Annotated in this window: 10 protein-coding genes; 6 read left to right on the top strand and 4 right to left on the bottom strand. The window is 64.7% G+C overall.

Annotation, left to right across the window (positions count from 1 at the left end; genetic code table 11):
- Positions 1-118: 118 nt before the first annotated feature.
- The gene (locus tag AC1DSN_RS03675) at positions 119-1,195 is read right to left on the bottom strand and encodes an NAD(P)H-dependent flavin oxidoreductase (RefSeq protein WP_477329625.1); all 1,077 of its coding nucleotides are present in this window, start codon (positions 1,193-1,195) and stop codon (positions 119-121) included.
- Between the two features lie 182 nt (positions 1,196-1,377).
- Here AC1DSN_RS03675 and AC1DSN_RS03670 point away from each other — a divergent pair, with 182 nt between their 5' ends.
- From AC1DSN_RS03670 to AC1DSN_RS03655, 4 genes are all read left to right on the top strand, one after another.
- Positions 1,378-2,088, top strand: a complete 711-nt coding sequence (locus AC1DSN_RS03670) for a FadR/GntR family transcriptional regulator (protein ID WP_213949038.1) — start codon at positions 1,378-1,380, stop codon at positions 2,086-2,088.
- Between the two features lie 199 nt (positions 2,089-2,287).
- Positions 2,288-5,083 carry a TonB-dependent receptor gene (locus AC1DSN_RS03665; protein WP_477294384.1) on the top strand — a complete coding sequence of 932 codons (2,796 nt, stop codon included), beginning with the start codon at positions 2,288-2,290 and terminating at the stop codon, positions 5,081-5,083.
- 26 nt (positions 5,084-5,109) lie between these two features.
- Positions 5,110-5,973, top strand: a complete 864-nt coding sequence (locus tag AC1DSN_RS03660) for an aldose 1-epimerase (RefSeq protein ID WP_477294386.1) — start codon at positions 5,110-5,112, stop codon at positions 5,971-5,973.
- A gap of 33 nt (positions 5,974-6,006) precedes the next feature.
- Positions 6,007-8,253, top strand: coding sequence for an alpha-galactosidase (locus tag AC1DSN_RS03655; RefSeq protein WP_255548593.1), 2,247 nt, complete (start codon positions 6,007-6,009; stop codon positions 8,251-8,253).
- Here AC1DSN_RS03655 and AC1DSN_RS03650 read toward each other — a convergent pair.
- A complete protein-coding gene (locus tag AC1DSN_RS03650; RefSeq protein ID WP_477329623.1) occupies positions 8,250-8,768 on the bottom strand; it encodes a helix-turn-helix transcriptional regulator in 519 nt (172 codons plus the stop codon). The genes AC1DSN_RS03655 and AC1DSN_RS03650 overlap by 4 nt on opposite strands.
- Positions 8,769-9,006: 238 nt before the next feature.
- Here AC1DSN_RS03650 and AC1DSN_RS03645 point away from each other — a divergent pair, with 238 nt between their 5' ends.
- A complete protein-coding gene (locus AC1DSN_RS03645; protein ID WP_197478261.1) occupies positions 9,007-9,648 on the top strand; it encodes a response regulator transcription factor in 642 nt (213 codons plus the stop codon).
- Positions 9,649-9,661: 13 nt separating this feature from the next.
- On the opposite strand, the gene AC1DSN_RS03640 is transcribed toward AC1DSN_RS03645, so the two are convergent.
- The gene (locus tag AC1DSN_RS03640; RefSeq protein ID WP_477329621.1) at positions 9,662-12,649 is read right to left on the bottom strand and encodes a sensor histidine kinase; all 2,988 of its coding nucleotides are present in this window, start codon (positions 12,647-12,649) and stop codon (positions 9,662-9,664) included.
- A gap of 267 nt (positions 12,650-12,916) precedes the next feature.
- Here AC1DSN_RS03640 and AC1DSN_RS03635 point away from each other — a divergent pair, with 267 nt between their 5' ends.
- Positions 12,917-14,233 carry an epoxide hydrolase family protein gene (locus AC1DSN_RS03635; RefSeq protein ID WP_477294574.1) on the top strand — a complete coding sequence of 439 codons (1,317 nt, stop codon included), beginning with the start codon at positions 12,917-12,919 and terminating at the stop codon, positions 14,231-14,233.
- 152 nt (positions 14,234-14,385) lie between these two features.
- Here AC1DSN_RS03635 and AC1DSN_RS03630 read toward each other — a convergent pair whose 3' ends face one another.
- Entirely contained in the window at positions 14,386-23,532 is a 9,147-nt protein-coding gene (locus tag AC1DSN_RS03630) for an autotransporter-associated beta strand repeat-containing protein (protein WP_477329619.1), read from the bottom strand.
- Between the last annotated feature and the right edge of the window lie 462 nt (positions 23,533-23,994).

Genomic DNA, 23,994 nt, shown 5'->3' with positions numbered 1-23,994 from the left:
CGAACGTACTTTTAATGAAGATGATACGCGTAATCTCAAGAGGCCGTGCACGACTTTTTTTCAAGGCAGACGTGAAAAGGCCGCCATGCGGCGGCCTCGGTATGCCTGTGGCATCGTTTTATAGGCGAAGCAGGCGGGCCGCCTGCTCCACCACGTCGGCGACGATCTGCGCCGCCCCCGCCTCCCGGGCCAGGGCGCCGGACTGCCCGGACCACAACGGTTGGAAGTCGCCCAGCCCGTCCGGTTCGGTGGCGGCGCGCAGAGGAGTCAGCGGACCACCGGCCAGCGGGAACGGGAGCGGGTCCGTCGACAATACTCCCAGCTCACGCATGATCCGGTTGACTACACCGCGCGCCGGTCTTCCGGTGAGTACGTTGGTCACCGCCGTGTTGTCGTCGCGTGCGGTGCGCAGCGCGTTGCGATGCGAAGTGACGCTGGTCGCCTCGTCCGCGAGCAGAAACGCCGTACCCAGCTGTACCGCCGATGCGCCAAGGCAAAGTGCGGCGGCCATGGCCCGGCCGTCGACAATGCCTCCCGCGGCAATGACCGGCACGGTCAGCGCATCCACCATCTGCGGCACGAGCGCGATGCTGCCGGGTTGGGTGGCCATGTCATCGCTAAGGAAGTTGCCGCGATGCCCCCCCGCTTCGTAGCCCTGCGCGATGACAGCATCGCAACCGCGATCCTGGAGCCAGCGCCCCTCCGCCACTGTCGTCGCCGATGCAATCACGATAGCGCCGGTTGCCTTGACGCGATCCAGCAGCACGTCGTCTGGAAGGCCGAAATGAAAGCTCACCACTTCAGGACGCAGGTCCGATACGAGCGAACACATGGCGGCATCGAAGGGTGCGCGTCCGCCAGCCTTCGGCAGCGTAGCGACATCGACGTCGAACTCGGCGAAGTAAGGCGCAAGTCGGTCGAGCCAGCGCCTCGTCATGTCGTCGGTCGGCGTGACAGGTGTATGTGCGAAGAAATTCAGGTTGATCCGGGAGCCCGGCGCTGCCGCGCGGAATGTCCTTACTTCCGCGTCTATCGTGTCGAGGGAAAGGGATGCACAGGGAATGGCTCCGAGGCCACCGGCACGTGCCACCGCGATGGCGAGTGCTGACCCACCCGATCCCGCCATGGGCGCGAGTAACAGGGGGTGCTCGATGGCGAAGAGGTCGAGGGCGCGGCGATCTATCCAGGCGGTCATGGCGATTCCTGACGAACAGGCATCGACGCACGCAGGAGGGTACGTCGACGCATTGCGATGAGAAGATTCTAGCCTGCCACAATCAGACATGGGTCAAGACCGTCGGAGCAGGTAGCTTCTCTTTCGACGCTCGCACCCCGTACGATGTATGCCTCGGGCGAATCGTCAAAGGAGCGCATTGCATGGTGAAGCCCGTGGGAGCACGTAGCCTCCACAACCAGGTCGTTCACGAACTGGGACAGCTGATCGTCAGCGGCAAGCTTGCGCCGGGCGAGGGTCTTCCGCGCGAGGATCTCCTGGCCGAACAGCTGCAGGTCAGCCGCACCGCGCTGCGCGAAGCGATGAAAGTTCTCGTGGCGAAGGGACTGATCGAATCCCGCCAGCGAACCGGTGCCCGCGTGCGCGAGGCCATTCACTGGAAACAGCTCGATGCCGAGGTGCTGGCCTGGCGCTGCGCCTCCATGCCGACGGACAGCTTCGTCGAACAGCTGGTCGAAATGCGTGAGCTGATCGAGCCCGGTGCCGCGGCCGCAGCGGCAAAACGACGAACCGACGCACAGATCGTCGAGCTCAAGGCCGCCTACGATGCGATGGCGGCGTCCGAAGACCTGGATGCCTGGGCCGAAGCGGATCTGGCCTTTCACGAGATCCTGCTGAAGGCCACCAACAACTCGCTCATGGTGTCGCTGTTTTCGGTGATCGAGACGGCGCTGGGCACGTTCTTCCTCCTCTCCGCACGCAACGCGAGCAACTTCAAGGCGGCCCTGCCGCAGCACCAGAAGGTCTATGAAGCCGTGCGTCGCGGCCAGCCCGAGGTGGCGAGGAAGGCCATGCTGGCCATGGTGGCCGAGTCACGGGCCAACATTCTCCGCCAGGCCCAGACCAAGGCCTGAGCGCGGGCCGGCGGGAAGCCCCGTGCAGCGCCATTTCACGCAAATGCTGCGCCGCAGCTTGCGGTCATATAATAATAAAATACTACAATTGACCCACGGGACAATCTTGAACGGCGAGTGAGAGCGGTGATGGAGGCAAGGCGACTTGCTTCCCGGGGAACCGTGCGCCGCAAATTCATCCATAGTGGGGAGTTAAGGAATGCAGCGGAAGGTACTCGCGCTGTCGGTGCGCAACGCACTGGCGGGCATGCTCGGCATCTGTTTCATCGGTGGTTTCATGCCGGTCCACGCGCAGGACGCGCCTGCCCCTTCCACCCAGGACACCCAGCGAACGACCGACGGAAAAGCTGTCACCGACCTCAACGGCGTCTCCGTGACCGGCCAGCTCCAGTCGTTGTTCCTTTCGCAGTCGACCAAGCGCGACGCGGTGAACACGGTGGACTCGGTGTCGGCAGAAGAAGCCGGCAAGTTCCCCGATCAAAACGTGGCCGACGCGCTCCAGCGCGTACCCGGCGTGTCGGTAAATCGTAGCGGCGGCGAATCGAACCAGATCACCGTGCGTGGTTTCGGTCCCGACTTCGTGAACGTGCTGCTCAACGGCCGCACCATGCCTACCGCGGCCAGCGACCGCGCCTTCGACTTCGACGTACTGCCCTCGGAAGTGATCCAGCAGGCCGTGGTGCAGAAGACCAGCACGCCGGATCTCGAAGAAGGCGGTATCGGCGGTACGGTCAACATCATCACGGCGCGTCCGTTCGACTTCAACGGATGGCATGCCGCAGGCAGCGCGGCTGGCGTCAACGACAGCATCAATGGCGGCTTCGCCAACAAGACGACGCCGAAAGTCTCCGGCATCATCGGCAACACGAACGCGGACCACACGTTCGGCTGGCTCGCCTCGGTCGTCTATTACAAGCGCGACCACATCGAGCAGTCCATCGACACCCTGGGCTGGCTGCAGAACCAGGACTTCTCGCGGATCAATCCGTCGTACACCAACCTGTCGCTGCCGCAGACACTGCAGGGCCAGGTGATCAATGAGACCCGCACGCGCACCTCGTTCAACGGCGCTATCGACTGGAAGCCGCTGGACGACGTGACCGTGAAGCTCGATGGCCTTTTCTCCGAGTACAAGGTGGACTCGACGTACAAGGCGTTCGGTTCCTATACCAATACCGGCATCATCCAGAACATCACGCCCGGCGCGAACGGCACCGCGCAGAACTTCGTGATGGACCAGTCCGGCGGCATGTCGAACGACTACGCGGAACAGGCCAACCCGCGTGACGCCTTCAACACGCAGTTCGGCAGCCATATCACCTGGCAGATCGATCCGTCGATGGAGCTGGACCTGGATTCCGCCGCATCCGGGGCGTGGAACAAGCAGTCGCAAGGCGGCTACTTCGTGGTGCTCGGTACGCGCAATGTCGGCGTGAATCCGACATGGACGAACAACGGGGACGACCATCTCGGCAGCTATACCGGCCTGCTTCCGTCCACCGACGTGAACGACCTGCATGCCCACGTGACCAACCAGGGCACGCAGAGCCCGAACGTCAGCGACAAGATCCTCGAAAACCAGCTGCACTTCGGCAAGAGCTTCCTTGATGGGACCTTGTCGCGCATCGACTTCGGCCTGTCCAATTCCAACCGCACCAAGACCGAAGTGACGTACAACACGCCGAACAGTTTCGGCTGCGCCGAGTACTGCGGCTACGTGGTGGATGTGCCGGCCGATGCGGTCAACGCCCAGGTGTTCCATGCGGGAAATCTCGTCAACGGTGCCTCGCCGGGATTCCCGCGCGACTGGGTAAGCTACGACGTGAACAAATTGTTCGCCTACCTGGCCACGCCCGCGGCCTATAACCAGCTGCCCAACGCGGCGGCCTTCAAGGCACAGCTCGACGCCAACGGCGGTGGCTTCACGTCGGTTCCGGATCCGAATACCTACAGCATGATCAAGGAGCGGATCAGTTCCGCTTACGGCATGGCCACGCTCGAAGGTGACGGCAGCATGCCGTGGACCCTCAACGTCGGCATGCGCTATACGAAGACGAACACCACCTCTTACGCGTACTCGGTGCCGATCGTCGGCATTGCCGTGAATCCGAACGACCCGACGAATGCGATTCCGACGTACGGCGCGTTGAGCCCGATCTCGGAGAACGGTAACTACCACGAGTGGCTGCCGTCGGCGAACTTCAAGCTCAACCTGCTCGACAACGTGGTATTCCGCGCCGCGGCATCCAAGACATTGACCCGCCCCGACCTGAGCAATCTGGCCGCCTCGGCGTCGTACAGCTTCCGCCCGCAGGACCAGACGGTTACGCGCGGCAACACACAGCTCAAGCCGTACCTGTCGAAGAACTACGATGCCGGCATCGAGTGGTACTTCAACGAAACCAGCTACACGGCGTTGAACCTGTTCCGCAAGCAGGTCAGCAATTTCAGCACCCTGATCACCACCCAGACGACCTTGCTGGGCTTCCCGTTCCTGCTGACCGAGCCGGTGAACCTCAACGAGGCCACGATCAAGGGCGCGGAGTTTACCTTCAACTACCAGTTCACCAAGCTGCCTTCGCCATTTGACGGCCTGGGCGTGGCGACCAACTACACCTACGTCACCAGCGACGCGACGATCAGCCAGGACAAGCTGGCAAATGCGGGCAAGTTCGCGGTGCCGGGCATCGGCAACTCCTACAATGCGAGCCTGTACTACCAGAAGGGCCCGGTGGAGATGCGCGTGGCATACAACTGGCGTGCGAAGTACCTCGCCTCGATCGCGGGCAACCAGAGCCAGCCGACCTCGGTGAAGGATTATGGCCAGCTCGATCTCAGCGCCAGCTACAAGCTCAACGAGCATGTCTCGCTGTTCGTGGATGCGACCAACCTGACCAACGAGAACATCTACCAGTACCAGGTGTACGACGATCGCCAGAGCTATGCCGAGGCCAATGGCCGCACCTTCTTCCTCGGTGTGCGCGCGTCGCTGTGATCCAGCTGTGCAACGACCGGTTGAGCGTGTGCCTGTTTCCGTCGGCCGGCGGAGGCATCGCACGCTTCGACTGGCTGGGTGGCGACGAGGAGGTGCCGCTGATGCGGCCCTGCCTCGGCGAGCCCGAGCGGTCCCCCGGCCGCTATGAGCCCAATCGACTTGCCTGTTACCCCCTCCTGCCGTGGAGCAATCGCATTGCCCACGGCGGCTTTTTTATGGGGGAACGGCGCGTATCCCTGCCGCTTAATCGCGACGACGATGCCTATCCGATCCATGGCAGCGGCTGGCAAAGGCGCTGGACCGTACGCCGGCACGATGCGGAAGAGGCCCACCTCGAGCTGATCGAAGCAGCGCGCGACGCTTACTCGTACCACGCCAGCCTGCACTATCAGCTGGACGGCGCCGCGCTGAAAGTGCGCCTGAGCGTCACCAACACCGGCGACGACGCCTTACCTTTCGGACTCGGGCTGCATCCCTTTTTTCCGCTTCATGGCGGCGCCACGCTGCTGGCCCCCGCCACCGGCGTCTGGCACAACGATGGACGAGGCCCCCTTCCCACGCATCATGGCGCGGTACCGGCGCCCTGGGACTTTCGGACGGGCCTGCCGCTGCCTGCCGATGGTGTCAATCACGCTTTCTCCGGCTGGACGGGCCGCGCGGTTATCGAATGGCCACAACACGCACTGCGCCTGCATGTCGAAGCAGATGTCGATGCCTATGTACTCTATACACCGGGGGACGAAGACTTCTTCTGCTTCGAACCGGTGGACCACCCGATCAATGCCGTGCATCTTCCGGGGGGCCCGGCAGCAAACGGCATGACCCTGCTCGGCGCCGGCGAAACGCTCGAACGCCACTTCGTGTTTCGTGCAGAGGTGTTCGAGGGCTGATGGCACTCCATTAACAAAGAGGTTGAACACTTGATGCGTCACGCCAGGATCGCCCGGTTCGCCACGCTCGTTGCGGGAAGTCTCCTTCTCATGCCCGCCTTCTCCGCGACGCGGACGACGTCGGCGGCGACCGCGCCGCCGACGTACGACGCCGCACATAAGGTGTTCCGCCTCGATGCAGGTGGTGTCACCTACGCCATGGGTGTGGACCCCCAGGGCAAGCTGCAGACGCTTTACTGGGGCGCGCGGCTGGCATCCGGCGACCCGCTCGGCGCGGCGACGCCCGCGCCGGAACGTTCGTCGTTCGACCCCGCCGGCAGCCTCTCGCCGCAAGAGTATGCGGGCTGGGGCGGCGCCATGACGGCCACGCCTGCACTGAAGATTCGCCTTGCCGATGGCAACCGCGACCTCGTGCTCCGCTACGACAGCTACACGATCGACCATGGCGCCCTGTCCATCGTGTTGCGCGACACCCAGGCCGGCGTCGCTGTCACGCTGCGCTACACAGCAGACGCGTCGACCGGCATCGTCGGCCGCTCCGCGCATATCCAGAACACCGGACAGCAGTCGCTGGTGATCGACAGCGCCGCCTCCGCCGCCTGGAACCTGCCGCGCGGCAGCGATTATTCGCTTCGTTACCTCACCGGCACCTGGGCTGGCGAATGGCACCTGCAGACACGCGCCATCACGCCGGGCGCGACCGTGCTCGAGAGCCGTCGCGGTAGCACGGGCGACGAGAACAATCCCTGGTTCGCCATCGGGCGCGGCAACGCATGGAGCGAGACCCACGGCGATGTCTGGTTCGGCGCCCTTGCCTGGAGCGGTTCGTGGAGCATCCGCGTGGACGAGGACATCCTCGGCCAGGTGCGCGTGGTCGGGGGATACAACCCCTTCGATTTTGGTTACAAGCTGCAGCCCGGACAGGCACTCGATACACCGGTGTTCTACGCGGGCTACACGCGCGACGGCATGGGTGAGGCATCGCGCCTGCTGCATCGCTTCGAACGCGACCGCATCCTGCCGGAAGGTTCGGGCACCCCCCTGCGTCCGGTCCTTTATAACTCCTGGGAAGCCACCGAGTTCAAAGTCGATGAAGCCGGCCAGGTACGCCTTGCCGAGAAGGCTGCCGCGCTCGGCGTGGAGCGCTTCGTCATGGACGATGGTTGGTTCGGCGCGCGTAACAGCGACCGCGCCGGCCTCGGTGACTGGGTGGTCAATCGGAACAAGTTTCCGAACGGATTGAAGCCGCTCGTCGACAAAGTGCACGGGCTCGGCATGAGCTTCGGCCTGTGGGTGGAGCCGGAGATGATCAATGCGGACAGCGACCTTTACCGCGCGCATCCGGATTGGGTGCTGAATTTTCCGGGACGCGACCGCAGTGAAGGCCGGCACCAGATGGTGCTGAACCTCGCACGCGAGGACGTCAAGGCGCACGTGCTCGAGGTGCTGGATGGCCTGCTCAAGGACAACGACATCCAGTTCCTGAAGTGGGATTACAACCGCAACTGGTCCGAGCCGGGCTGGTCGCAGATGCCGCCCGACGAGCAGCAGAAGGTCTACGTCGCGTACGTCAACAATCTCTACGACATCATTCGCGAGCTGCGCAAACGCCATCCGAAGGTCGAGATCGAATCCTGCTCCGGCGGTGGTGCCCGCGTGGATCTCGGCATCATGGCGCTCACCGATGAAGTCTGGCCGTCGGACAACACCGACCCATCGGATCGCCTGTCGATCCAGGACGGCTTCAGCCAGGCCTATGCGCCAGCCACGATGATGGCCTGGGTCACCGGCTCGCCCAACTGGGTGAACAACCGGACGAGCTCGCTCGATTTCCGCTTCCTCTCATCCATGCAGGGCGGGCTGGGCATCGGCGCGAACCTGCTCGAGTGGACGCCGGCGGACGAGACGACGGCGCGCCATTACATCACCGAGTACAAGGCGATCCGCGGTACGGTGCAGAAGGGCGATCTCTATCGCCTGCTGTCACCGCAAGACCGTGCACCCTGGTCCGCGACGGAATCGGTGGCCGGCGATGGCAGCCAGGCCGTGCTGTTCGCCTTCCAACGGCAAGGCGAAGAAGCGCGACCGTTCCCGACCTTGCGCCTTCGCGGTCTCGATCCGTCGACCCGCTATCGGTATCGCAGCATCCACGGCATGGCGGCCCCGGGTACACCGGATGTCGCAAGCGGCGCGTACTGGATGGAGCACGGCATCGATGTGCTGATGAGAGGCGATCTCCAGGCGGCAGCATTCGTTTTCGAGCGCGACGGCAAGCACTAGGCTCGCGCCGAACGCCTGGCCGCATCGCGCCGCCAGGCGCCCGGGCTCTGTCGACGGAATCGCGAGAAGACGTTGGTGAAGTGACTCTGGTCGGCGAAGCCGCATTCGGCGGCGATATCGACCAGGGTCCGGTCGGCGACTTCGAGTAAGGTCTGCGCACGACGCACGCGCTGCTCCAGGCGCCAGTGGGTCGGCGACAGACCGGTACTTGCCTTGAAGGCACGAGAGAAATGGCTGCGCGACACGCTGCAGGCTTCCGCGGCGCGGTGAATCGCCGTGCCAAGGTCCAGCTCGTTCGTCAGGTGGTCACAGGCGACGTGTAGCTGCCAGGCAGCGAGGCAGCCGCGGCTTGTGCGTGACATCGGCGCCGCCGGCCTCGAGGCCGTCTGTTTGAAGGCCTGCAACGCCATCGCCACGTGCTCGTACACCGGGTCATCGGCTGGCTGCTGGTCGCCGATGGAACGCCGAAGGAACGATGAGAGCGCATTTTCGATCGACACGAGTGTGGAGATCATGGACCCCGCCTTACTGGTCGTTTGCGTCAGACGGCCCCTGTATCCCGCCGACAGCAACAGACTAGGATGCAAATTAGGCAAAGGGCATCCTAATTCGGGGCCAGATGCCCATCCGATCGTGGGATCGGCGCTCACACTTTCGTGTCACGACCCGGTACCCATAGCAAGAATCATCCATTTGGGTATTGAACGCTGCCGCCGTTCTTCACAAGATGGGATGTGAACAGGGAGATTCCAGGTGACCGAGCCGATCGATCCGTCTGAAAAGATCCGGGTACTGATCACCGACGATCACCCGATCATGCGGCGTGGCCTGCGCGCGGCGATTACCCAGGAAGCCGATATGGAGCTGGTCGGCGAGGCAGCGGACGGCGCCGAAGCCATCACACTGTTCCGTGACCTTCAGCCGACGGTCGCCCTGCTCGACCTGCAGATGCCTCATGTGGATGGACTGGAAGCCATCGCTGCCATCCGCGGCGAATTTCCCACCGCGACCATCATCGTCTTGACCAGTTACCCCGGAGACGCGCGCGTGATGCGTGCACTGACCCTGGGTGCCACCTCCTATCTGCTGAAGTCCGCCACGCTGGAGGAGATCATCAAGGCGATCCGTGCCTCGGTGGCGGGTCGGCACGTCGTTGCTTCCGAAGTAGCCCACGAGATCGCCCGGCATGCGGGCTCGGACAACCTCACCTCACGGGAAACCAACGTGCTTCGGCTAGCCGCGGCCGGCCAAAGCAACAAGGCGATCGCCGAAGCGTTGTTCGTCTCCGAAGACACCGTCAAATCGCGCATGCGCAGCATCATGGCCAAGCTGGGCGCGCTCGACAGAACGCACGCCGTAATGATCGCGGTGCAGCGAGGCTTCCTCGACTCATGACCATCGTCCGCGCTTAGCGAATCGTCGACCACCAGCGCCGCCGATACCCGGCATACGCGGTATGTCCGGGCAGCTTGATGTGAATCTCGGTGCCCTCGCCCGGTTCGGACTCCACGCTCAACGTGCCCGCGAGGCGCGTCACGCGCTCACGCAATCCGATCAGACCGAAGTGGCCACTTTCGCGCGCTTTCGCCATGAGCGACTCGTCGAAGCCCGTCCCGTCGTCCGTGATCACCAGCCACAAGGCGTCCTCGGCATAGCTGAGCACGAGGACGACCTTTTCGCCGTGTGAGTGTACGAAGGCGTTACGCAGGGCTTCGAAGGCGATGTCGCGCAGTTCACTCTGACACTCCTTTGCCAGCGCCCGCGGTGTTCCATTCGCTTCCAGCGAGAAAGCCATCCCATGGGCGGCGTGCAGACGGCGGCCTTCGGCAGCGATCTGGTCGTATAGCGCCAACCCGTGGTCCTCGTTACGACGGAGCAACAGAATGCGCTCACGGCCTTCGAGCAGCGCAGCGCGCGTCTGGTCGGACACCTCCAGCATGTCCGAGCGACGATCGCGCGGAATCGTCTCGTCCATCGCCCATGCCTGGAGCGTCAGCATCAGCCCCTGGAAACGTTGCAGCAGCGTGTCATGGATATCGCGGGCGACGGCTTCGCGCTCCTCGGCGCGAATGCGAAGGCTACGTGTCACGGCGTGCGTGCGCCGTTTATGCGCGAGCCAGAGGAGAAGGATCACCGGCAGGATGCCGAGTGCACGGAACCACCACGTCTCGTAGTAAGCAGCCTGCCTGACAATCTGCGCGCTGGCTGTCGTCGTACTGACCACACCGTTCTCGTTGGACGCCGTGACTTCGAAACGGTAGCTACCCGGTGGCACGTTGGTGAAGACCGCTTCCCGCCTCGAGCCCGMTTCCTGCCATGTGTTGTTGTACCCGACCAGGCGATAGCGGAAGCGAACGCGCTCGGGGCGGCTCAGCATCGGCGACGTATAGGACACGCGGAAACTGCGCATGTCGGCGGGCAGCGTGGCTGTCGCCTGAAGGAGCGGGTAGGCCGTATCACCGCTGGTCACGCCCTCGACGTACACCACCGGGATAACGCGGTTCTCCGGAATGCGCCGGGGATCTATCCATGCAAGGCCAGAAGCCGTTTGCGCCCAGAGCAGGCCGTCGGCACTCCGGCGCAGCGTAGGTAAGGTGCGATCGGGATCCGGTGCGCCCGGCAAGCCATCCGTCGCGTCGAACGCGCGGTAGGGAACGAACGTCGCAGGCGCCGCCAGGGCTTTGGAGAGGTCATCCAATGCCACTTCGCGAACCCCGTCGAGCGTCTGGATCCACAAGTTGCCCCCGGCGTCCTTGACCAGGCCGGTAGCCGTCTCGAAGGCATCGTCGTCCAGCGCCCCGATGGACGTGAAGCGTTTGCCGTCGAAGTGCTGGATACCCTCGTCACCGCCGATCCAGACCCCGTCGGGTTCAGCAAGGAGGGCCCTGATCACACCCTTCTGCAGCCCTTGCCGTTCATCGAACGCGGTGGCGACGCCCTGCGCAATGCGCGTAAGGCGCGGTTCTCCCGCGGCACCCACCCAGAGGTTGTCGTGCTCGTCCATCGCAAGGACTTTCGGGCGCAGGCTTACCGTCGTGGCGTCGCTCCAGTCGTGACCGTCCCACACCAGCAGGTTGTGTTCCGGTCGGCTCATGCAGACGAAAACGCGCCCCTGGCTGTCGCTGACGACGCAGTTGTTCGCCGCATGGGGGCCGCCTTCGCGAACCGCGGTGGCTCGTGTGGGTATGCCGTTCGAGATGGACCACAAGGCATCCACCGCGGCCGCCCATACGGTATCGCGCCTGGCATCGAAGAACGTCGCCATGGTGAGCCGCGGGACCTCCGTCTCCAGCCACGACGAAGGAGGGACGAGGCGAAGCAAGGCATGGGTTTCGCTGCCGACCCAGATCGACCCTTCGGCGTCGACCGATGCCGAGACCTCGTGAATACCATCGGGAAGCTTCATCGTCGTAAAGGCCGATCGCCGGAACCGATCCACGCCGTTCTGAGTCCCCACCCAGATGTTGCCTTCGCGATCCCGAATCATCGGCCATGCATAGCTGCCGGTAAGGCCATCCGCGCGGTCCATGAACTCCGCGACCGGTTCGGCGTGCGCGGCCTCGGCACGACGGAGGGCGTCGGGGGAGACAAAGGCGACGGCGCGTGTCGTACTCGTGACCCACACCGCTCCCTCGTCGTCTTCCTGCACCGCGCTGGCGGAAATACTCAAGGGCGCTGCCGTTTCGATGAGCGTCGACCCCTCGACGCGGTAGGTGTACACGGCCAGTCGCGTCGTGATGTACAGCCGGCCGGACGTCCCGCGAAAGATGTACCGGGGCTTGTCGGGGCCGTTGGGAACATCGATGAAAGCCCTGGCGCCACGAGGACGGACCCGGACCTTGCCACCGCCCACCAGCCACAAGGCACCACTCCGGTCGAAGAGTCCGCGACTGGTCGACGCATCGGCCGTATTGGGCTCGACCATCACCCAGGTTCCGTCCTTGAAGCGGATCACGCCTTGGGGAGACACCGCCCACACGCTGCCCTCGGGGTCCGCAAAGAATGAGTGGATCGCGGCGACAGCGCCCTTCGGCTCGTCGAAGTGACTGAGGTGGCCATCCTTGAGCAGTGTGGGGCCGCTGTCCGAATTGGCGATCCAGAGGCCGCCGCCCTGTGCAGGGAAGATCCCGTTCAACTGGGCGGCCCGAAACGCTTCACCGGGCACGGGCCTGAAGGGCCGGAAGGACACGCCATCGAAGCGTGTCACGCCCTTGGTCCCGGTCATCCAGAGGAAACCATCGGCGGTCTGCGCGAGGCTGGCGATATCGCCCGGCGCACCGTCCTGCTTCTGGAAGGCCGTGTGCTGGTAGCTGCCCAGCGACAGGGGCTGGGCGGCGGCGGCCGTGCCCGCGAGCAGCAGCGAGGCAAGGGCACCGAGCCATCGTGACGCACGCACGGATGCATTCATGCCATTGACCCCCGGAACCTGCTGCGTTGACCTACCCAGGTTCCTTGCATGGGTGCCCTCGAAGCAGGGTGCCTGCTTAGGCGGCCTTTGCACAAGTAGTGCTTTTGGTTCCCCGGCGTTTGTACCGCTTTGTATACGGATCGGTGAGGGATACGTAGTGTTTCAAATAGCCGCCTTTCCGGACACGAGGGGCGTCGGGTGCCCTCCATAGACTGTGAACACGCCCACCTATCTATGGAAGATCACAGGAGAACGATGATGTCATCCGCACACGCCCCCACCGCCCGCCGCACCTCCTTCGCCCGAGGCACGCTCGCCATCGCGCTTGGCTTCGCGACGCTCGCACCCTCGGTTTACGCACAACCGGCTGTCACCGGCACGACGAAGGTCGACGAGAGCATCCGTCCCTTCCGTGTCCATGTGCCGCAGGACCAGCTCGACGACCTTCGTCGTCGCATTGCGGAAACACGCTGGCCGGACAAGGAAGTGGTGAAAGACGAATCGCAGGGCGTGCAGCTCGCCCGCGTGCAGGCTCTGGTCAAGTACTGGGGCACCGACTACGACTGGCGCAAGGCCGAGGCGCAGCTCAACGCGTTGCCTGAGTTCGTCACCAACATCGACGGCGTCGACATCCAGTTCATCCATGTGCGCTCGAAGAACCCGCATGCCCTGCCCCTCATCCTGACGCACGGCTGGCCCGGCTCGACCTTCGAGTTCATCAAGACCATCGGCCCGCTCACCGACCCGGTGGCCTACGGTGGTCGCGCGGAAGATGCCTTCGACGTGGTTATTCCTTCGATCCCGGGCTATGGCTTCTCCGGCAAGCCCACGGAACTGGGCTGGAACCCTGAGCGCACTGCGCGTGCCTGGGACGTATTGATGAAGCGCCTCGGCTACAAGCACTACGTGTCCCAGGGTGGCGACCACGGCTCGGTGATTTCCGATGCACTCGCACGTCAGGCACCGAAGGGACTGCTCGCGATCCACCTCAACATGCCTGCCACCATTCCCGGCAACCTGGTCAAGGGCATCAACGCCGGTGACGCTGCGCCAGCCGAACTCAAGCCGGACGAAAAAGAGGCTTACCAGTCACTGAGCAGCTTCTTTGGTCGCAATGCCGCGTACGGCGCCATGATGGTCACGCGCCCACAGACGATCGGCTATTCGCTCTCGGATTCACCCTCCGGCCTCGCCGCCTGGATGTACGAGAAGTTCGGCCAGTGGAGTGACAGTAACGGCGTGGCCGAGAACGCGCTCTCCCGTGACGAGATGCTCAACGACATCACGCTGTACTGGCTGACCAACACCGGTGCGTCGTCGTCGCGCTTCTACTGGGAGAACAACAACAATAACTTCAGCTCGGTCACCCAGCGCACCAACGAGATCAAGGTGCCCGTCGCGATCACGGTCTTCCCGAAGGAGATCTACAAGGCACCGGAAAGCTGGAGCAAGGCCGCCTACCCGAGCCTTTACTACTACCACCAGGTGAGCAAGGGCGGCCATTTCGCTGCCTGGGAGCAACCGCAACTCTTCGCCGAGGAATTGCGCGCCGCGTTCAAGTCCGTTCGCTGAGAAACCCTGATAGAAACGATCTCTTGTAGGAGCCGATTCATCGGCGAAATGGCGTCGCGATATCCCGCCAATGACGCCTGATCCTTTCGCCGATGAATCGGCTCCTACAACAGCGGGCCGATCCAAGGGTTTCCGATACCGTTGGCGCTTGCTCAGAAATTCCAGCGGACGCCGAGGTTCACCGCGTTACTGGTGGTGTGCGAGGCGACATCCGCGTTGTAGTACACGAACGTGCTCGCCTTCGGCGTGATGTCGAAACTCACGCCCACACCTGCCTGCCAGTGGTTCTGCACCGGTCGCGAACCCTGTACCACGAAGCTGTCCGACGGCTCGCCGGCGAAGGCGTTGTTCACCGACACCGTGTCGTTCTTCGTGTTGTGCAGGTAACGCACCAGAACGATCGGATGCAGGCGCGTCCCTTCCACGCCCAGGTCGACATCACCGATCAATCGCGCGCCCACGCCGTACTGCATGCTGCTCGCATCGCTTCGCCCCACCCTCAGGTCGGCGTCACCGGCGTTCTTCTCGGTGAACGAGTCGTACTTGACCTTGGTGTAGTAAGCGCCAGCGAACGGCTCCAGATGCATGGCGTGGCCGAGATCGAAGCGGTAGCCGCCTTCCAGCGCGGCGTTGGTCGTCTTGCCGTTGTARTGCCCGGTCGCCTGCGGATCATAGGGACCGACAACGATTCGGCGGTTGCTGTCGGCATTCTGCCAGCCATACGACGCCAGGCCCTCCACCCACCACTGTTGCTGATTGAAGTAGAGCGCGTGCAGGCCGATCGACGCCTGGTCCACGTCGGTATAGTCGCCGCGACTGTTCACCTCAGTGCGGGAGTTGGCGAAGTTGGCGTGCACACCGAGGCGAAGGTCAGGCGTTACCGGCGCATCGGCGCCGATGATCACGCCGTGGATGCGGTAATCGGTGTGGGCCGCGTCGGTGCTGCGGTCGAAATCGCTACTCGAGGTATACGGCTCGGCCCAGACCGCGGATCCTTGCTCACCCGTATCGCGCTGCAGCTTCAGCCGATAGAACAGCGTGTCCTGGTACTGACCCTGCCCGCTCAGTTCCGCATTCGCCGCCGACGCGTAGGTTTCACCGGAGAGCGAATCGAACGCCTTGATGGCCTGGTCGGCACGTAATCCGCGTGCGTAACCCAGCAAGGTCGGCAACGGGTTACCGCCCGAGGTAGCAATCTGCTGTAGCGCCGCCGCCACGCTCTGCTGGTTTCCGTTGAGGCCGGGGAACTGGTCGAACGGCGTACCGCCGGTACCCTGGCCACTGCCGGCCTGGCTCAACGTGAGGATCAACTGGTTCCCTTGCTGCGTGACGCTCGCATCGAGGAAGGGCAGCGTGTTCTGGGTGACGCCGGCGTAGGCGCCGGTGATGCCGCCGCTCGCATTGACGACCGTGTAGCTGGTGGTCGGCCCGTACGTGCCCGCCGAAGGCGTGGACACCAGCTGGCCACCGAGGGTCGCGCCGCCGTTGACGTTGATGCTGTCGCTGGTGCCGCCGCTGTTGCTGCGTATCTCCGTGGTCGAGCCCGCACCGAGGGTCAGTCCGCCGACGGTCAGCACCGAGCCGGGCGTTCCCGTACCCGCCGCCGCACCTGTCGCACCATTGACGCCGCTCGGCGCCACCGTGCCGTTCACCGTGACCGGACCGGTAATCGTGCCGCCACCGACCAGGCCGCCACCCGCGTTGATCGTGGCGGGGCCGCCGAGGTTGCCGTTCACCACCAACGTGCCGCCGATGGTGCTGCCACCGGCGAAGGTCACCGATGTTCCACTGTCCACCGACAACGTACCCGCACCGACCGTGAGATTGGTGATGTCGTTGAACGAGCCGCCCGGCAGGGTGGCTTCACCCGTGCCCGTGATGTTGAGCGTGGAACCCGGCGCCGTACCGTTGACCGTGCCCGTCACGCCTGGCAGATCCCCGTAACCGATATTGATGCTGCTGCCGCCGCCGAGATTCACCGTGCCGCCGATCGGTCCGGCCACGGTGACCGCGTTGCCGCTGCCGTCCAGGTTCAGGGCGCCGCTTGCGCCGACCGAGATGCCACCGGTGTAGGGATTGCTCGCATTGAGGATGCCGCCGTTGACCGTCAGGTCGCCGCTGAAACCAGCGAGTGACCCCCCCAGGTTGAGCGTGCCCGTGCCTTCCTTGTCGAGACCGCCGGTGCCGCTGAGACTTCCGTTCAAGGTGAGATCGTCCGGGCCCTGCACGGTGACGCCGTTGCTGCCGACGGTGACGTTGTTACCGAGCGTTACCGCCGCGCCGGCCTGCAACGCGGCGCCGTTGATGGCGAGGTCACCGGTACCCAGTGCCGCATTGCTGCCGACGACCAACGTGCCACCGTTGACGGTAGCGCCGCCGGTGAAGGTATTGCTGCCGTTCAACGTAAGCGTGTCGGCACCGTTCTTTACCAGGCCACTGGCGCCGGAGATGACGCCATCCAGCGTGAGGTTGTTGCTTCCCGGAAGGGTCAATGTCGCGTTGAGGGCGATGTCGTTCGCGAGTGAGGTGGCCACCGTCGCATCCAAGGAAGCCGCGCCGTCCACCGCGAGTGCACCCGTGCCGAGCGCCGCATTGTTGCCGACACTCAGGCCGCCGGCATTCAAGGTCACCCCACCGCTGAAGCTGCTCGCGCCGCCCAGTGCCAGTGTGCCGGCACCATCCTTCACCAGGCCACCGGTGCCACCGATGCTGCCGTCGAACGCCGTATTCGCCGCGCCACCCAGCGTGAGGTTATTGCCACCGAGCGCGATCGTGCTGCCGGTGACGCCTGCCAGCGTACCGATGGTCTGGTTGCCGCCCGCCGAGATATCGAATGTGCCGGTGCCGGTCAGGTTCACCGGGCCCGTCGAAGCCAGGCTGCCGCCGGCACCGATCGCCAGCGTACCGCCGTTGATGTTGGTACCACCGGTGTACGTATCCGCTGCGGTGAGGGTCAGCGTGGCCGCGCCGTCGCTGGTGGTGTCGAGGGTCGAGGTGCCGCCGCCGACCGTCAGGCCACCCGTGCCCAGCGCCGCGTTGTTGCCGACGGTCAGGCCGCCCGCATTGAGTGTGACGCCGCCGCTGAAAGTGTTCGCACCACCAAGCGTCTGCGTGCCCGGGCCGTTCTTCACCAGGGAGCCGGTACCGGCAAGGATGCCGTCGAAGTTCGCGTTGCCGACACCGCCGAGGGTCAGTGYATTCGCGCCCAGCGTCACTGTGCTGCCGGCGACGCCGTTCAGTGCGCCGATGGACTGGTTACCGCCGGCCGAGATGTCGAAACCGGTACCGGCCGCCGTCAGGTTCACCGCGCCCGTAGAAACGAGGCTGCCGCCCGCGCCGATTGCCAGCGTTCCTACATTGATGGTGGTGCCGCCGGTGTAGGTATTCGCGCCGGTCAGCGTTTCCGTGCCGGTGCCCACCTTGATCAGGCCACCCGTGCCGGCGATGGATCCGCCGAAGGTGCCGTCCGTCGGACCGCCGACGATCAGCGAGTTGCCGCCGAGATTCACCGCGCCATTGCCAGTGAGCGTGCCGAACGTCTGCGTGCCGTTGCCGGCCGACAGATCGAACGTCGCGCCTGCTACGACGTTCACGACGCCATTGGCATACAGGCTCGCGCCTGCGCCAAGGGCCAGCGTGCCCGCGTTGATGCTCGTCCCACCGGTGTAGGTATTCGCGCCATTCAAGGTCAGCGTGGCCAGGCCCTCCTTGGTCAGGCCGCCGGCGCCGGAAAGGTTACCGTTCAACGTCAGGTCGTTCGTGCCGACCACCGTCAGGCCGGCGTTGAGCACGATGTTGTTCGCCAGGGTGATCGCGCTGGCGGAGTCCAGCGTCGATGCGCCCCCTACCGTCAGGGCGCCCGTGCCGAGTGCCGCGTTATTGCCGACGATCAGGCCGCCCGCATTCAGCGTGACGCCGCCGGTGAAGCTATTCGCGCCACCGAGCGTCTGTACGCCGGTGCCATTTTTCACCAGTCCGCCACTGCCACCGATCGACCCGTTGAAGGTGGCGTCCGTTGCGCCACCCAGCGACAGCGTGTTGCCCCCCAGTGCGACCGCACTACCGGCGACACCCGCCAGCGAGCCGATCGTCTGGTTGCCGCCTGCCGAGATGTCCAGGGTGCCCGTACCGGTGAAGTTCACTGCGCCCGTCGATGCCAGGCTACCGCCGGCGCCTATCGCCAGCGTGCCGCTGTTGATCGTCGTGCCACCGGTGTACGTGTTCGCACCGGTCAACGTGACGGTCGCGGCGCCGTCCTTGGTCAGGCCGCCGGCGCCCGATATCGCGCCGCCGAGGGTCAGCGCGTTGGTGCCGAGCAGGTCGAGGTCGGTGCCGCCCGTAAGGCTGATGGTGTTCGCGATCGTGAGCGCTGCGTTGGTATCCAGCGTGGCGTTGCCGCCGACGGTCAGCGCACCCGTACCCAGCGCACCGTTGTTGCCGAGCAGCAGGCCACCGGCATTCAGGGTCACACCGCCCGTGAAGAGGTTCGCGCCGCCGAGTTCCTGGACGCCGGCGCCATTCTTTACCAGGCCACCGGTTCCGGCGATCACGCCATCGTAGTTTCCGTTACCGACCCCACCGAGCGTCAGCGTGTTAGCGCCGAGCGTCACGGTGCTTCCGGTTACACCGTTCAACACACCGATCGACTGGTTACCGCCCGCCGAGATATCGAAGCCGGTACCCACGGCCGCGACGTTGACCGCACCGTTGGCGGCAAGGCTGCCGCCGGCGCCGATCGCCAGCGTGCCCGCGCTGATCACGGTGCCGCCCGTGAACGTGTTGCTGCCGGTGAGGGTTTCCGTGCCGGCACCCTCCTTGATCAGTCCACCCGTCCCGGCGATCGAGCCGCTGAAGAGGCCGTTGGTGGGACCACCGATGGTGAGCGTGTTCGCACCAAGGTTGACCGTGCCGCCACCGCTGAGGGTGCCGAAGATTTGCGTGCCGTTACCCGCGGAGAGGTCGAAGGTCGCACCTGCCAGCAGATTCACGACGCCGCTGTTGGTGAGGCTGCCGCCCGCGCCCAGCGCCAGTGTGCCGGCGTTGATGTTCGTGCCGCCGGTGAAGGTGTTTACGCCGTTCAGGGTCAGCGTCGCCAGGCCGTCCTTGGTCAGGCTGCCCGTGCCGGCAATGTTGCCGTTGAGGATCATCGCGTTGCTGCCCAGCACGGTCAGGCCCGCGTTGAGTGCGATGGTGTTCGCCAGGGTCACGGGACCGCTGGCGTCGAGTGTCGCCGCACCGTTGACCGTCAGGGCACCTGTGCCGAACGCGGCATCGTCACCGGCGACCAACCCGCCGGCATTGATCGAAAGGCCGCCGCTGAAGGTGCTCGCGCCGTCGAACGTTTGCACACCCGCGCCCGCTTTCACCAGCGCGCCGTTGCCGCTGATGGCACCCGCGAAGGTCTGGTTGGTGGCGTCGCCGAAGTTCAGGGTGTTGCCACCCAGCGAGATGGTGCTACCCGTGACGCCGGAGAGCGCGCCGATGGTCTGCGTGCCGGCGGCGGAGATATCCAGTCCGGCGCCCGCACCGGCCAGCGTCACCGAGCCGCTCGCGGCCAGACTACCGCCGGCGCCGAGCGCCAGCGAGCCAGCGTTAATGGTCGTGCCGCCGGTGAACGTGTTGGCACCGGACAGCGTGAGTGTCTCGGTGCCGTTCTTGGTCAGACTACCCGCGCCCGTGAGGGCACCGGCAAGAGTCAGCGCATGGCTGCCCAGCTCGGTGAGGTTCGCGCCCGCCGCGAGTGAGATATTGTTGGCCACGCTGAGCACCGCACCGGTGTCCAGCGAGGCGCTGCCGCCCACATTCAGCGCACCCGTACCCAGCGCGTTGTTGTTGCCGAGCAGCAGGCCGCCGCCATTGAGGTTCACGCCGCCGCTGAAGGTGTTGGCGCCGTTCAACGAAAGCAACGAGGGGCCATTCTTGGTGAGGCTTCCGGTGCCGGATACGACACCACCCAGGGCGACGTCCTGGCTCCCCAGCAGGTTGAGCGAACCGCCGCTGAGGATGACGCCGTTACCCAGGCTGACCGCCGCGCTGCTGTCGAGCGTCACCGCGCCGCCCACGGTCAGCGCACCGGTGCCGAGGGCACCGCTGTTACCGAGCAGGAGGCCACCGCCGTTCGCGGTCAGACCGCCCGTAAACGTGTTCGCGCCATTCAACGTCAGCAGTGAGGCACCGTTCTTGGTGATGCTGCCGGTCCCTGCGATCGCGCCGCCGAGGGTAAGGTCCTGCGTGCCCGGCAAGGTCAATGCGCTGCCCGCATTGAGATTCACGCTGTTGGCGACGTTAAGCGCGGCCGTGCCGTCCAACGTCACCGCGCCGCCGACATTCAACGCACCGGTTCCGAGTGCATTCGCATTGCCGAGAAGCAATCCGCCCGCGTTGACCGTCGTGCCACCGGTGAAGGTATTTGCGCCGTTCAACGTGAGTACCGACGCGCCGTTCTTGGTCAGGCTGCCCGTGCCCGACACCACACCGCTGAGCGCCACGTTCTGGCTGCCGAGCAGGTTCAGCGCGCCACCGGCGAGGTTGACGTTGTTGCCGAGGCTGAGGGCCGTCGTGCTGTCGAGGGTACCCGGGCCGCTCACGGTGAGCGTACCGGTACCGAGCGCACCCGCATTGGCGAGCAACAGGCCACCCTGGTTGAGATTCACGCCGCCGCTGAAGGTGTTCGCACCGCCAAGCGTCTGTGTACCGGCGCCTGTCTTCGTGATGGCGCCTGTGCCGGAGATGATGCCGGCAAAGGTCTGGTTGGTTGCGTCGCCGAACGTCAGCGTGTTCGCACCCAGGGAGATCGTCGTGCCTGCCACACCGGACAAGGCGCCGATGGCCTGGTTGCCGGCTGCCGAAATATCGAAGCCTGCACCCGGTGCGCTGAGGGTGACCGCGCCGGTCGCCGCCAGTTGACCACCCGCTCCCAGCCGCACGGTGCCCGCGGCGATGTTGAGGCCGCCGGTAAACGTGTTGGCACCGCTAAGGGTCAACGTGGAGGTACCCGACTTGATCAGGCCACCCGTGCCCGCGAGTACGCCGCCGAAGGTCAGTGGCTGACCGCCGAGGACGTTCAACGACGCGCCGGCGCCGAGGTTCATGTTGTTGGCGAGGTTGAGCGCCGTCGTACCATCCAGCGTGACCGCACCATTGACACTCAGGGCACCGCTGCCGAGTGCGCCGCTGTTGCCCAGAAGCAGGTCGCCCGCGTTCGCCGTCACACCGCCGGTGAACGTGTTCGCGCCGTTCAACGTGAGCAGGGTCGCGCCGTTCTTCACCAGGTTGCCTTGCCCGGAGAGGATGCCGTTGAAGACCAGCGGCTGGCCGCCGAGGAGGTTCAGCGAACCGGTGCTGCCGAGGTTGACGTTGTTGGCGAGCGACAACGGCGCGGTGCCATCGAGTGTGACCGAGCCGCCGACGCTGAGCGCGCCACTGCCGATCGCGTTCGCGTTGCCGAGCAGCAAACCACCGCCGTTCAAGGCAACACCGCCCGTGAAGCTGCTGTTGCCGCTGAGCGTTTGTATGCCGGCTCCCACCTTGACCAGCCCGCCGGTGCCAGCGATCGCTCCCGAATAACTCGTGTTGCCGATCCCACCGAGGGTCAGCGACTTAGCTCCGAGGTTCGTCGTACCCGAACCCGCCAGCGAACCGATGGATTGATCGGCCGCCGCCGCAGAGATATCGAGGCTGGTACCCGCACCGAGCGACATGGCCTGCGTCGCCGACAACACGCCGCCCGCGCTGACGGCGAGGGAACCGCCCGTGAGGGAGAAGCCGCCGGTCATGCTGTCGACGCCGCCGAGCGTCAGTGTGCTCGCGCCCTGCTTCACCAGCGTGCCGGCGCCCGAGAGCGCGCCGTTCAACGTCATGGCCTGGTTGCCGAGGAGGTTGAGCGTTCCTCCGCCATTAACGACGACGTTGTTGGCGAGATTGAACGCACCCGTGGTGTCGAGCGTGGCGTTGCCGCCGACGGTCAAGGCACCCGTACCCAACGCACCCGCGTTACCTAGCAACAGGCCGCCGGCATTCAGATTCACGCCGCCAGTAAACAGGTTCGCACCGCCCAGGGTGACGACCGCGGTATCGGTGACGGTCAGGCCACCCGCACCGGAGATCACGCCGCCGAGCCCGAATGCGTTGGTACCAGCAAGCTCGAGGTGACCCGACGTGAGATTGATGGCATTCGCCAGCGACAGACCTGCTGTCGATGCGGCGATGGCGCCGCCCTTGGCCGTCATCGGCTGGCTGCCGAAGACGCCGGCGTTATCGAAGTTGACCAGGCCGTCATTGATCGTGGCGTCATCCGTAACAGCCGCACCCTGAAGATTCCACGTACCGCTGTTCACCACCAGGTGCTGGAAGTGGAGGTAGTTCGCGGCGTTGATCGTGGAGACGGCACCGCCGGTACCTGCGCCTGTACCGGTCGCGGAGTTCTGCAGAACGAGGAGATTGTTCGTGCCGAGCCCGCCGTCCACGATGCCCGCGCCCGCAAGACTGATGTTGAGCGTGAGGATGACAGCGTTGAGGCTGATGCCGTTATTCACAACGCTCGACCCGCTGACCGCGGTGAACGTGTTGCCTGTGGACGTGTCGCCCATGTAGAGGCTGCCGTTGATGGTGCCGGCATTGATGAACGTATTGCCGGCCCCCGGCGTATTCGACGCACCGAAGCCAATACGACCGGTAATGCTCTTGCCCGCGGAGTTGATGAAGTTCGTCTGCCCACCGCCGTAGGTCAGGATCGTTGGTGCATCCGCGGTCGTGAACCCATTCAAACCGAGAATCTGCATCCCGAACGTTCCGTCGTTCGTGATGTTGGTGACACCGCCAGTCGCGTTCTGCACCGTCAGTGACTGGCCACCGATACTGAGAAGGGAAAGGGCGTTGACCAGGCCGTTGATGTTGCCGCCAGCGAGGTTGTGCACGTTGATCGTGTTGCCGCCGACCGTGTTGTTACCGAGCACCGCACCTGATGCGGCCAGACTCAGACCGCCGTTGAGCGCCGGGTCGATCGTGCCCGAGTTGTCGAGGGTAATGCCATTGCCGGAGAGGGTGAGCGCGCTGCCGCCGAGCAAGGGCGGCACGCTGACCACCGCGCCGGTGTTCACGGTCATCGTGACTCCGTCCGTCGAGCTCGCAACGTTGTTGGTATTCGATCCCGTGGGGCAGGTGATGGTCACACCGGCCGTGGTACATGCGGCGTGGGCGGTGCCGCTGAACAAGGGCATCGCCAGCATCGATGCCAGGGCGAGATAAATACCCCTGCTGAGTGAATTACGACGAATGCTTTCCACCTGACGCTTATTCATACCACCCCCGGTAAGTCCGGCCCACTCCCGGATTCCGGGAATGCCGGCCGCACTTCAGCGACGACACCAGTTTCCTGGGCCGCTAAAAAAATAGACGTCTGAATGAACGACGCCGGATTGGCCTGTGCATGAGGCCGACGTGCGCGGTCAGCCTATGCGAGCGCTCTCAGGGGTGAGTGCACAAATCCGGCGAGGGGTTTTAGCGTGTTTTCAAGGTGCCGCGAACGCGTGCACCTTTTCCTGCGTTGTCTACAAATACGGCAGGAGCCGACCATTTATTGGCGCGACGTTCGGGCGGCGATCGGAATCAAACATGAGCAAGAACGCGCTCGCCAGCGCATTTTCGCGCCGTGTTGACCTTTCAAGGCCCGGACGCGGCGACACCTTGACGCCATAGCGGGGATTCGATCTTTGCCGAATATCGCTGTCGATAAGCAGGTAATTGCAACCCGCATCCCCGCG

This window comes from Luteibacter sp. P4_D7_3, assembly GCF_056401735.1.
This window is presented reverse-complemented; position numbering and strand designations above follow the sequence as displayed.